Here is a 12,628-nt window from a genome sequence, read left to right as displayed (position 1 = left end):
GGAGTGATCACGACTGGCCACAGAATAAAGCAGCACCAATATAGCATTTTGTCGTAAATTTTGCTGTTTTTGGCGTAATAAAACCGCATTCAGTGCACTTTTTTTGAACTTTAGTGGCTTAATAACGTACGGCCGATAAAGAGGTAACACAATGATCCGATTACGTAGCGGGTTGCTACTGAGCGCCGCTTTGGCGTTGAGCAGCATACTGGCAAGTTTTTCATTGCATGCCAGCAGCAGCGGCTGGCAGCAAGCTAAGCACATTAAAGCTGAGCTGGTAAGCGAGTACCGCACGGTTGCACCAGGCCAGACTATTGCTGTGCTGCTGCATTTTGAGCCCGACCCTGGCTGGCATACCTACTGGCAAAACCCCGGCGACTCGGGGTTGCCTTCCATTATTAACTGGCAGGTGCCTGCCGGGGTCCAGACTGCTGATATTCAGTGGCCAACGCCTGAAGCTTTTCTCATACCGCCGCTGGTTAATTATGGTTACGCCGGCCAGACGTTGTTACTGAGCAATATCACTCTACCGCCTGATTATACTCACGACACGCTCACCATCATGGCTGATGTTGACTGGTTGGTATGTGAGGAAATTTGCATTCCGGCTGATGCCAGCTTTGAACTGACAATAGCCGTTGCCGACCAGACCGAATTGGCAACCAGCCAGCAGCCACTATTTAACAAGGCCCGTGCGGCCCTGCCCATTGATACCGGCTTTACCGGCGACTACAGTATAAGTGGTGGCGCGTTCTCAGCCGTGTTAAATGATCAACTGCCTCAACCGCCAGTGGCGTTTTTTGTGGCCGCTGGCGAGTTAGTTGACCATGCTGCACCGCAGCAGCTGATACCGCAACACGACCGCCTATTATTGCAACAGGCGTTAAATACCTACTTTAGCAGTGCACCAGAGCAGGCCGAAGTTGTACTGGTCGATGCGACTGGCCAGGGTTACACCGTTTATTTTCAGCAGCGGCAACAGGATCTGCTGGCCAGCGGTACTACCGAGATTCTGGTGACGGGTGGCACGCTCAGCCCAAACAGCTTCTGGCTAATTTTACTGATGGCCGCCGGTGGTGGCCTGATCCTGAATTTAATGCCTTGTGTGTTTCCGGTATTGTCGCTCAAAGCGCTAAGTATCGCTGCTAACAGCCAGCAACGGCAACTTCAGCGCCGTGACGCCTTATTTTATGCGGCAGGGGTGGTACTAAGCTTTCTGGCATTAGCCGGTTTGCTGATCGCACTTCGTGCGGCCGGCAACGTGATTGGTTGGGGGTTTCAGCTGCAAAGCCCGTTACTGGTTGCTCTGCTGGTCTATTTATTACTGGCGCTGGGCTTAAGCTTATCCGGCCTGGTGCAGTTTGGCCTGGGCTTAATGAATACCGGTGGTGCTCTCACTGCAAAAAGTGGCGGCAAAGGCTCATTTTTTACCGGAGTACTGGCAGTGGTGGTCGCCAGCCCCTGTACGGCGCCGTTTATGGGCACCGCGCTCGGTTATGCAGTAACCCAAAGTCCGCTCGTCGCTTTACTGGTATTTGCCGCGCTGGGTCTTGGCATGGCATTACCATTTTTATTGCTGGCATATATTCCGGCGCTGGCACGGCTGTTACCCAAACCCGGCGCCTGGATGGATACGCTAAAGCAGCTGTTGGCCTGGCCCCTTTATTTAAGTGCAGTGTGGTTGCTATGGGTATTTGGCCGCCAGGCCGGTATCGATGCTATGGCAATATTAATGATTGGTATGGTGTCGTTGGCTGCAGCGATATGGCTATGGGGCAGGGTGCAACTGGGTGCTGGCGGGTTCAACAAGCTGACGGCACTGGGCTTGTTATTACTGGCGCTCGTTATTCTGTGGCAGGGGGCTAAGCTGCACCCTGAAGCAAATATTAGTTCGCACGCCGATAATAAGGCGCAACACTGGCAAAGCTGGTCTGCTGATAAACTCAGTGCACTGCGCCAGCAGGGTAAACCGGTACTGGTGAACATGACCGCCGACTGGTGTATTACCTGCCTGGTAAACGAGCGGGTAGCATTGAATACCGAGCGCAGCAAAGCAGCGCTCAGCCAATATAATGTCAGTTACTTAAAGGGTGACTGGACCCGCCGCGACAGCGATATTACTGCTTATTTGCAGCAGTATCAGCGTGATGGTGTGCCGCTATACGTGTTGTACTGGCCAGGGCAGCCGCCACAAGTGCTGCCGCAAATTTTAACACCTGATACTCTCAGGCAAACATTTGAGTCGATAAGTCAGCAATAAGCTGCCAACAATTAAGTTGTAATCAATCACACAACAGGAGTGATATCTATGAAATTAGCAAAACTCGTTGTTTCCGCTGGTGCCATGCTTTTTGCCGCTACACTTGCTGCGGCGCCACAAGTTGGCCAGCCAGCGCCGGATTTTACGGTGAAAGATGCAAATGGCCAAAGCCATAGCCTGCAAGATTTTGCCGGTAAAAACGTGGTATTGGAATGGACTAATCACGACTGTCCGTTTGTGGTCAAACATTACAGCGGCAATATGCAGCAGCTGCAAAAAGATATGCAGGCCAAAGACGTAGTCTGGCTTAGTGTGATCTCGTCAGCACCGGGCAAGCAGGGCCATGTAGACAGCGCCAAAGCAGCAGAGCTAACCAGCAATCGCAAGGCGGCGCCCACCGCAATTCTGTTCGATGAGACGGGCGTTATGGGCAAAGCGTATGACGCGAAGACCACGCCACATATGTATGTTATCGATAAAAACGGTGTACTGCAGTATATGGGCGGCATCGACAGTATCCCATCCGCTAAAGTGGATGATATTGCCAAAGCTACGCCGTACTTTGCCAACGCCGCCAAAGCCGTACTGGCCGGCAATACACCGGACCCGGCCGTTACCCGTCCTTATGGCTGTAGTGTTAAATATTAGTCAAGTGTGTGGCATTGATGTGCTGCGTTTAATGTCGCCATACTGAGCAATGGTGTGCGAAGCTTGTAATTTAATCAGTTATGTTGAATTGCGGTGATGTTTTGGCGTCGGATGTTTATCTTGTTTTATCAAAATACTAATTTGTTGCCAGTGATTTAAATTTGTGTATTATTAGTTCTTGTTGCTTAGCGATTTGCAACATAAATATTTTAGAACTAATTATAAGAAGGAACATGTTATGAAATTAAATTTCAAAAAAGTTGAGCTTGCAAATTTATCTAATGATAACAAAGTATTGCCTCAGGATATGACGCCTGACAACAAGGTGCTTCCTAACGAATTGACTCCTCAGGTAGCTGGTGGTGGTACTTTGACGCTGATGTCTTTCAATGACTGCACCACTGTTTACACTTGTAAGCAATACTAAGTAATTAGTATCTGACATGCTTACGTTCACAATGTAGGCATGTCAGCTTTTGCTCAGTGACTATAACCTGGACGGTTACAAAGCGGGTTTTAAAAGTAAGTTATAGCGAATAATGTACATATAATTTAACATTATTTGATTCGCGTTAGGTAACGCCGTGATTAACAAGACGTAAGTTCTGAGAATTATTTTGAAGTATGAATCTGAAATTCAGAGTGTTATTCAAAGGCTAATTGATGCTACGCAATCTACTGATGCTTCTATAACAAAAAATTTATCATTGCTTACGGGCACGCCAGGACATCTTCTGTTTCATTGGTATGCGGCGAAATCATCGCTATATCAGCTTGAAACATCCCAATTCCAACTGCAACTCGATCAATTGATAGATAGCATCCCTTTAATGGGAAATAATATTAATTTTGGTTATGGTTTAGCAGGTTATGGCTGGTTAATGGAGTTGCTGCTTACTGAACAAAATGAAGGTTATGATCCTGAGATTAATCAAGAGATAGAGGAATACATCACATCGGTATTAAAACAGACCCCAGTGTGGCACGGTGAGATTGAATTTGTTTTAGGGCTAAGCGGAATTGCTGTTTTCGCAGAGCGGCGCCTCCGGCACGAACGTGGGGTGGAGCTTTACCGGATTATTATCAATCGACTCTCAGAATGCGCAATATACAAAAGCGCCGATACCTGTACTTGGTCAACACCCGCTACGTCAATTTATCGCTTTGATAAAGCGAATCCCGACAAACCTGAACACAATTTGGGACTAGCGCATGGTGTACCCGCAATAATATGCGCGTTATTACCTGCAGTTGCTCATCCTGATTCTGGTCAGAAGGCTAAGAAGTTGGTGTCAGACGGGTGTAACTGGTTGATTCAACAACAGCTACCCGCTGGAAAGACAGGCAGCCTTTTTTCTAATTGTGCTGAAGAGAATCAGCCAAGTCGTTTAGGATGGTGCTACGGTGACCTCACTATCGCACTTACCTTGGCAAGAGCCGGAAAAGCCTTGGGACGCCAGGATTTAATAGATTTTGCTTGCAACTTAGGTGTTCATGCGGCGCAGCGCAGAGAAGATAGTGCTATGGTCCATGACGCTGGGATTTGCCATGGCAGTTCTGGGTTAATGTTAATATTTCAGTTGCTTAACGACATCATCCCTAAGCCTGAGTTTAAAGTTGCGTCAGATTACTGGTTAGAAAATACCTTAGCCCGGATAAAAAAAGATAACAAGAAGGGCTTTTATGCTAATAAAGCTGGCCAGCTGGTTGAGGACAGAGGTTTGTTAGAAGGTTATTCGGGAATTGGGCTTTGTTTACTCGCCAGACAAGGTATTGCACCGGATTGGGCTGACGCGCTACTGCTAGCCTGAAAATAATAATAAGAAAGGTATAAAATGGGCAGTAAAACTGAATGTTTGGCTGATTTTATTGTAGTTCGGGTACCACGGCTGAGCTTGAATAAAATCAAAGATCTTCCTGGTTCAGCGCTATCTTTGAACGATTACTTGTCGGGCTGGCTTGCCACTCCTGGTATTTTAGAGGCTATTTATTTAGCTAGCCCTTCCTTAGCTGAACGGCTTGAAATCTGGCGCGATAAGCCTGAAAGCAAATCAGGTCGCAAGGTAACGACTGCATTATTGAAATATCTGATTCGGATGTGCAGCAGGCCGACACCTTTTGGCTTGTTTTCCGGAGTCGCCGTCGGCAGTTTGTCTGACTCAAGTAATTTCAAGCCTGAAGATTTGCAACAAGATAGCCGCAAAACCCGGCTGGATATGTTTTATCTGAGTACGATTCAACAGCAATGGGCGCAAAGCGAGGAAGGTAGACGGCAGTTATGTTATAAACCCAACACTACCTTATATCGGTTGGGTTCATATTTACACTATATTGAATCTTACCAATCTTCACAGCGTCACTATCGTCTTAGCTCGGTTGAGCTGGATGAAGCTTTAGAATCTATGCTTCGCCTATCTGGAGAGGGGCAATCGGAATCTAAACTGGCACAGTTATTCGGTCAGGAATATCCAGAGGCGAGCAAAGCAGACATCGAAAACTACATCCAGCAGCTGATTAAAGAGCAAGTTTTGGTTGCTGAGTTGAAATTGCCACTCACCAGTGGGCAGCCAGATCAGGCATTTGTACGGCAGTTATTGCAAGTAGAAAACAAGCGGGATGGAGAGTTATTGCAGGCGGTATTAGACCAGCTGGAAGTCCTTGACCAAAAAGGTGCTGCAGAGCCAAACGATTATCAAACCGTAGTAACTCAATTAAAGCAATTGCCATATCCTGTTTCGGAAAATAAGCTTTTTCAAACAGATAGTTGGCGTGCGATGAAGCACTGCCAACTCGATCGCAGCCTCCTGACTATATTGGAAAACACTGTACTTGCTTTAAAAGCCCAGTCAGGGAAAAGAGATAGTCCTTTTAAGGCATTTGTTACTAGTTTCCAGCAGCGATTCGAAGGACAATTCGTACCATTGTTACCGTTGCTTGATGAAGAGAGTGGCATTCCGTTTTCGGCAGAAACCGGCTATGAAACGCCATTACTTGCCGGAATAAATATTGCCAACCGCCATCATGAGTCCCCGGGCCAGCCTCAAAACCCATTAGAGCAACTTGTGGTAAATGCCATGCAGCACCAGGGAAGAGTGAATTGTATTCAGCTGAGCAGTAACGAGATTCTAAAAGATACCGATAGAGTAGCTCTTTGGCAGAAGCTTCCGTCATCATATGCACTTAATATAAGTTATTATTTAGATGACAACAGGCAGCCCTTAATCCACTTTCATGGTTGCTCCGGTCCCTCCGGTGCAAATTTACTGGGGCGCTTTTGCCACCTAAATAGTGAGCTCCTGCAGCAGGTCCGTCAATACTTGGCCGCTGAAGAGGCGCTATCGCCAACGGTGATTTTTGCTGAAGTTGTGCATATGCCCGATGGCCGCCCTGGTAATGTTATAGCCAGGCCGCCTTTGCGAAATTATGAAATTGTTTTTCTGGCGGATACGGTTTCACCTGATGAAAGACAAATCCCTGTGCAGGACCTTTATGTATTTGTCGAAGCAGGCCAGGTTAAGTTATGGTCAAAGCGTTTAAATAAGCAAATTGTTCCTCGATTAACGTCTGCCCATAACTATTCAGGTCGAAGTCTCGGCGTATACCGTTTTCTATGCGTTCTACAACATCAGCAAGGACGATTGCCGCACTTTAGCAGCCCTGCAAACTTTTCGCAGATGGATTATCAGCCGCGGATACAACTGGATAATGTGATTTTACACGAAGCGCAATGGCAAATAGATCGCAGTATGCTGGAAGCGTTAGTGGTAAATAATCAATGGCAGCGAGAAGCATGGGATGCTATTGCGCAACGATACCAGCTTTGCCGTTATGTTTGCTATGCGATTAGCGATAATGTCTTGATAGTCGATTTACATAATCCGGCTATGATCGACCTGTTATTATGCGAAACAGCAGGGCAACCGCGGATTAAGCTAAAAGAGTCGTTGGCGATGCAATATGAAAGTGCAGTAGTGAACGACGAAGGGAATTTTGCCCATGAAATTCTTGTTCCCATGTTGAATCCTCAGGCTGCTCCATTCGAAACGTTACATCCGAATCCGGCAAAACAGCTTGATATGACTGTGCAGCGCTACTTTGCACCCGGTTCTGAATGGCTAAGCCTGAAAATCTATGCCGCAAACAGTACCGCTGAGCTAGTGCTTATTGAAAGTTTAACACCGTTCCTGCGCCAGTATTGTCAGCAGGGGCTTGTTAAAAGCTGGTTTTTCATTCGTTATGCCGATCCAGATTGGCACTTGAGGTTGAGATTATTTGGTGAGCCTGCGGCGCTGTGCGGTCAATTACTTCCCCTTTTACAAAAGCAGTTAGCGTCATGGCTGAGTTGCCAGCGGATCAGTAAAATTGAAGTATTCACTTACCAGCGAGAAGTCGAGCGTTATGGTGGTGACATTGCGATGCTGTACTGTGAACAAATATTTCAAGCTGACAGTGAGTTTGTTCTCAGTAGTCTGCAATTAATTTCTGAACATGGAGAATCAGTGCGATGGCGCATGGCCCTGCTGGGAATTGATACAATGCTGGATGCCTTTGGGTATGACTTGTCCCAAAAGCTAAAATTGATAAGCGGTTTACGGGAAAGCTTTGGGCAGGAGTTTCAGGAACACGCCAAATTGCGTAGTCAATTGGGTTTGAAATTTCGTGATTGTCAGCAGCAGCTGCGCCAGGACTTTCAGGCGATGGAATATGGTTCTGCTGAACAGCCGAGACCACAAATGTTGAAAGTCCGGCAACAATTTTTGCAGCAATTGCAGCCAGCAGTGTTGCAGCTTTTAGCGCTAGAAAATAGCAATCAACTTAGCTGTACGTTGGACATTTTGCTGCATTCTTTACTGCATATGTTTAATAATCGTATTTTTAAAGCTTATGGTCGGGAGCAGGAGTTCGTGGTGTACGATTTTCTTCGTCGATACTATCTATCTTGTCAGTCCCGCCAAGAGTTGCATTAGCGCATGGCAGTAATACGCCTGAATGGGTTAATCATTGCGTGTGTCGCTGAACCTTCTGGTAGGATGGCAAAGGGCAAATTTCTGTTGAACACGATTAAATCTCTATGAAATCTCTATTCCGTGAACAAGTGCTCAATCAGCAAACGTCGCGAATGCAGGGCGAGGTTAGCCTGGTGCAGGTACCTGCTTTTTACTGGCTAACTGGTTTGATCCTCTTTGTTGTGGTCTGCTCATTCATTTTTCTACTCAGTGGAAGTTATGCGCGCAAAACGGTTGTGTTTGGCGTTTTGCAGCCTGAGCAAGGTGTAATTCGGATTCAAACATCTCAGGCAGGCACTGTACAAAAGCTTCTGGTTAAAGAAGGGGAGAAGGTGAAAGCGGGCCAACCTCTGATAGAGCTAACTATGCAGCACTTTTCATCTGAACAAACTGAGCTGAATGCATCACTAAAAAAGGAGCTCGGCGCTATTCTGTCAAATCTGCAACGGCAAAAACAACAGGAAATCGCCAGTCAGCGTATCCGCGAGCAAGATATTATAGAGCGTAATGTCAGTGCGCAGTTGCAGCTTAACCAGGTATTGCAGCAGCAAGCGACTTTTCAACAGCGGCTGGAGTTAAATCAACGGTTAGTTAAGCAGGTTTCCCAGCTTTCAGGTACCGGTTTTATTTCGAATCTGGAGTTAAGCCGGCAACAAGATACGTTGCTGGCATTGCAGCAGCAGGAGCAAGTGTTGCAAGGTCAGCGACTGACGCTGGAAGAACAATTAAAGCAGCAGCAAAGCCTGCAAAAACAGCTACCAATAGACCATCAAGCTACCGTGGCACAGTTAGATAACCAAATTTCAGAACTTCGGAATCAACTTACACGCCTGCAGCATGAACAAAGCAGCATGATCAGAGCACCTAAAGCGGGGACGATCAGTGGTATTTTGCCTGGGCCAGGTTATTTCATTAACGCTGGTAGTATTGTTTTAAGCTTGCTTCCAGAGGGCGCTGAATTAGAAGCCATTGTTTATGTACCCACAAGTGCCGTTGCTTTTATTGAACCCGGCCAGGATGTCCGGCTGCGTTTTCACGCTTTTCCTTATGAGCGTTTCGGTGTGCAATTAGGGCGGGTGAATGAAGTAAGCCACACGGTACTCATGCCTGAAGAAGTTGCGGACATTACTCTCCAGGAGCCAAGTTATAGAGTTCGGGTGCAACTGAGCTCGCAGCAGATACAGGCTTACAACCGCGAGCTACCGTTAAGGGCTGGCATGACGCTAGATGGCGATGTTATTACCGAGCGCCGGAGTTTGCTGCAATGGCTGTTTGATCCGATTTACAGTATAAAAGGACAGATGTAGTGCAGGCATTGACCGAAAAACTGACTTTTTGGCAAGGCAGCCGCTTGCCCATGATCCATCAGACAGAAGCCGCTGAGTGTGGACTGGCTTGTATGGCGATGGTGGCTGGCTTCTACGGCTATAAAGCGAATTTAAATGAATTGCGGCAGAAGTTTTCACTATCGATTGAAGGTTGCACGCTGCTTGATTTGATGAATTTTGCCGAAAGACTACAGCTAACATCCCGGCCGTTGCGTATCGAATTAGAAGATCTGCCAGCCTTAAAGCTTCCTTGCATTTTGCATTGGGATCTCAACCATTTTGTGGTGCTTAAAGCAGTACACGCTAAGCATATTGTCATCCAAGATCCTGCATTCGGAATCCGCAAACTGAGCCTGGCAGAGGCAGGAAAACATTTTACTGGCGTCGTTCTGGAGTTAACACCTACAAATGAATTTAAACTGAAAGAGGGACAACGCAGGTTAGGGTTATCAAATTTCTGGTCAAAAATTTCTGGACTTAAACGCTCCCTTGTTTTGCTATTTACGCTGTCAATATTGCTGCAGGTGTTCACCCTGATCGCTCCTTATTATATGCAACTGGTAATTGACGATGTGATATTAAGTAATGACACCAGTCTGCTGTTGGTGTTGGCCTTAGGTTTTTCATTAGTGTTGTTGTTTGAAATTGCTACAAGCGCGTTGCGGGGTTTTGTCATGCTGCATTTTAGCAATTTAATGAATATTCAAATGTCCGGCAATCTGTTCCACCACTTAGTGCGCTTGCCATTAAATTACTTTGAAAAGCGCCATATGGGTGACGTGGTATCGCGTTTTGGTTCGCTGCGACAGGTTAGAGAACTACTGACTACAGGCATGATTGAAGCATTAATTGATGGCTTGATGGCAATGGCCATTTTGGTGGTTATTCTGATTTATAGCCCGATGTTAAGCATGGTAGTGTTGGCCGCGGTGTTAGTTTACGCCCTATTCAGATTGGCGATGTATCATTCACTGCGGGCTGTATCAGAACAAGAAATTCTTGCCTTGGCGAAAGAGAATTCAAATTTTATGGAGACTGTTCGCGGTATTCAAACCATAAAACTATTTGGTTCTGAGGTTAAGCGGGAAAGTATCTGGCAACATCATTTTGTTGAAGCGACAAATCAATCTATCAGGCTTGGCGTATTCAATATCTCATATCAAACAGTGAACCGGCTACTTTTTGGTATTGAAAATATATTGGTTGTTTATCTGGCCGCCCATCTAATTCTGGCAGGTGGCTTTAGCACGGGTATGCTGTTTGCTTTTATGGCTTACAAAACTCAGTTTATGGATCGGATGGCGCGGCTAATTGAAAAACTGATTGAGTTTAGAATGCTTAGTCTTCACTTTGAACGCTTAGGTGATATCGCACTGACAACAAAGGAAAATGTACATCCGGAGCAAGAGCGTGAACAGAAACTACTGGCTGGTAATATGGAACTTCGGGGTATTCAATTCGCTTATAGCGATACAACGCGCCCTGTATTACAAAATGTCAGCCTGACGATTCAGGCAGGTGAATCTATAGCCTTGGTCGGTCCTTCAGGTTGTGGCAAAACTACGTTGATGAAAATCATGCTGGGGTTACTGCTACCCAGTGACGGTGAAGTATTGGTTGATGGTATGCCTCTGCAACAGCTGGGGCTGGCCAATTATCGTCGACAAATTGCAGCCGTCATGCAGGATGACCAGCTGTTGTCGGGCTCTATTCGCGACAATATTGTATTTTTTGAAGAGCAGCCAGATATGGCCAGAGTACTGGAGTGTGCTCAAATGGCTGCGGTGCACCAGGATATCGAGCAGATGCCAATGGGCTATAACAGCCTTATTGGCGATATGGGATCGGCCCTATCTGGAGGGCAGAAACAGCGGATCCTGTTGGCCAGAGCACTTTATCGCCAACCACGCATTTTATTTATGGATGAAGCTACCAGTCATCTGGATACTAAAACAGAATCCTATGTCAGTAATGCCATTAAAAATTTAAACATCACAAGAATTGTTATTGCTCATCGCCCGGAAACCATAGCCTCTGTTGATAGGGTAATAGAACTTGGCTAGCACTATTAGCGACTTACGATTGATATGTTGCCAGTACGTCCTGTAAAACCGAATTATAGTGCTACTGGCAAATTATTACACTTAGCTATTCACTTTGCAGCGCCGTTATCGGGTCCAGTTCTGAGGCTTTAATGGCCGGATACACGCCAAAGGCCACGCCAATCAGGGCGCAGATACTAAATGACAAACCAATTGCTAACAGTGACCAGCTAACGGCCCAGTCGGAGTAAAAGGCGATAAGCTCCGACAGCAAGATGCCAAATACGATACCGAGCAGGCCGCCAAGAATGGCGATAGCAAAGCTTTCGGCCACAAACTGAATTTTAATATCGCGCCGGGTGGCACCGATGGCCCGTAGCAGGCCAATTTCCTTGGTACGCTCCAGTACCGTCGCCAGCATGATATTCATAATGCCAATGCCGCCGACTAATAGTGAAATGCCAGCGACGCACGACATCACAATATTGAATATCTGTTGGGTTTGCTTTTGCTGTGCCAGTAAAGCAGCCGGCACAATAATGTTGTAATCGTCGATGTCGTTATGGCGCTGCTTTAGCAAAAAATCCAGCGCCCTGGCGCTTAACGCATTATTGGCATCCTCGCTCAGTTGCAGCCGGAATGAGGTAAGCTCGGCAGTTAGCGGCTCGGCTTTAAAGCGGGTCTGGGCGGTGTTCAGTGGCATAAACAATTGATTTTGCTCGCCGCCCAGTTTAATGCCCTGAAATTCATTACTGCCGGCATAGGGCTCGGCCAGTACACCCACAACTTGTAACCAGACATGGTTAACCTTTACTGGCTTACCAAGCGCATCGCCATCGGGAAATAAGCTTTGCGCCACCCGGGCACCTAAAATGGCCACCTGGGCGGCGTAGCGATTTTCCTGTTCGGTAAAGTTGCGACCGGCAACAAACTGCAGCTTACTTAACGCCATATAACTGGGTGACACCCCAAGCGCAATACCATCACTTTTGCCCTTGTGGCCGTAGATGCCGTAGGTATCCAGGGTGCGCTCAGCGCTGTAAGAGGTTACGCCGGGAATGGTGGCTACGGCAGCATCAATGTCGCTTTGGTTCAGGCCCAGCGAGTGCTTGCGCTGCTCTTGCAGGGTTTTTTCATCAAATTTGCGGCCTTCCACAATTAGATTGCGCAAGCCCATGGTTTCAATGGTTTTTAATGCTTCACGTTCAGCACCCTCACCGATATTCAGCATCGCAATCACAGCGCCCACGCCGAAGATCATACCCAGCAGGGTCAGAAAAGTGCGCAATTTATGCTGAGCCAGTTCGGCCAGGGTGTCTTTAATCAGAGGTGTATGTTTCATGG

8 protein-coding genes are annotated in these 12,628 nt (G+C 46.8%); 7 read left to right on the top strand and 1 reads right to left on the bottom strand.

What is annotated here, in order from left to right; translation table 11 throughout:
* Window positions 1-151: 151 nt before the first annotated feature.
* The 7 genes from B2Q61_RS13720 to B2Q61_RS13690 all read left to right on the top strand — a co-directional run bounded on the left by B2Q61_RS13720 (window position 152) and on the right by B2Q61_RS13690 (window position 11,305).
* On the top strand, window positions 152-2,260 hold the full coding sequence (locus B2Q61_RS13720; RefSeq protein WP_290618228.1) for a protein-disulfide reductase DsbD family protein: 2,109 nt from the start codon (window positions 152-154) through the stop codon (window positions 2,258-2,260).
* A gap of 48 nt (window positions 2,261-2,308) precedes the next feature.
* On the top strand, window positions 2,309-2,908 hold the full coding sequence (locus B2Q61_RS13715) for a redoxin domain-containing protein (RefSeq protein ID WP_290618230.1): 600 nt from the start codon (window positions 2,309-2,311) through the stop codon (window positions 2,906-2,908).
* Between the two features lie 238 nt (window positions 2,909-3,146).
* A complete protein-coding gene (locus tag B2Q61_RS13710) occupies window positions 3,147-3,335 on the top strand; it encodes a hypothetical protein (RefSeq protein ID WP_290618232.1) in 189 nt (62 codons plus the stop codon).
* 190 nt (window positions 3,336-3,525) lie between these two features.
* A complete protein-coding gene (locus tag B2Q61_RS13705; RefSeq protein WP_290618234.1) occupies window positions 3,526-4,719 on the top strand; it encodes a lanthionine synthetase C family protein in 1,194 nt (397 codons plus the stop codon).
* Window positions 4,720-4,743: 24 nt separating this feature from the next.
* Window positions 4,744-7,875 (top strand): lantibiotic dehydratase, encoded by a 3,132-nt coding sequence (locus tag B2Q61_RS13700; protein ID WP_290618236.1) that lies wholly within the window; start codon window positions 4,744-4,746, stop codon window positions 7,873-7,875.
* 104 nt (window positions 7,876-7,979) lie between these two features.
* On the top strand, window positions 7,980-9,221 hold the full coding sequence (locus tag B2Q61_RS13695) for an HlyD family efflux transporter periplasmic adaptor subunit (protein WP_290618238.1): 1,242 nt from the start codon (window positions 7,980-7,982) through the stop codon (window positions 9,219-9,221).
* Window positions 9,221-11,305, top strand: coding sequence for a peptidase domain-containing ABC transporter (locus B2Q61_RS13690; protein ID WP_290618240.1), 2,085 nt, complete (start codon window positions 9,221-9,223; stop codon window positions 11,303-11,305). The genes B2Q61_RS13695 and B2Q61_RS13690 overlap by 1 nt, the downstream gene beginning before the upstream one ends.
* 85 nt (window positions 11,306-11,390) lie before the next feature.
* Here B2Q61_RS13690 and B2Q61_RS13685 read toward each other — a convergent pair whose 3' ends face one another.
* Window positions 11,391-12,626, bottom strand: coding sequence for an ABC transporter permease (locus B2Q61_RS13685; RefSeq protein ID WP_290618242.1), 1,236 nt, complete (start codon window positions 12,624-12,626; stop codon window positions 11,391-11,393).
* Window positions 12,627-12,628: the final 2 nt, after the last annotated feature.

This window comes from Arsukibacterium sp. UBA5043 (assembly GCA_002415085.1).
In the GTDB taxonomy this organism is placed as follows: domain Bacteria; phylum Pseudomonadota; class Gammaproteobacteria; order Enterobacterales; family Alteromonadaceae; genus Alishewanella.
This window is presented reverse-complemented; position numbering and strand designations above follow the sequence as displayed.

Excerpts from the sequence above, each read along its gene's own strand:
- B2Q61_RS13720 (WP_290618228.1), top strand. The coding sequence starts at position 152 with ATGATCCGATTACGTAGCGGGTTGCTACTGAGCGCCGCTTTGGCGTTG.
- B2Q61_RS13715 (WP_290618230.1), top strand. The coding sequence starts at position 2,309 with ATGAAATTAGCAAAACTCGTTGTTTCCGCTGGTGCCATGCTTTTTGCC.
- B2Q61_RS13710 (WP_290618232.1), top strand. The coding sequence starts at position 3,147 with ATGAAATTAAATTTCAAAAAAGTTGAGCTTGCAAATTTATCTAATGAT.
- B2Q61_RS13700 (WP_290618236.1), top strand. The coding sequence starts at position 4,744 with ATGGGCAGTAAAACTGAATGTTTGGCTGATTTTATTGTAGTTCGGGTA.
- B2Q61_RS13695 (WP_290618238.1), top strand. The coding sequence starts at position 7,980 with ATGAAATCTCTATTCCGTGAACAAGTGCTCAATCAGCAAACGTCGCGA.
- B2Q61_RS13685 (WP_290618242.1), bottom strand. The coding sequence starts at position 12,626 with ATGAAACATACACCTCTGATTAAAGACACCCTGGCCGAACTGGCTCAG.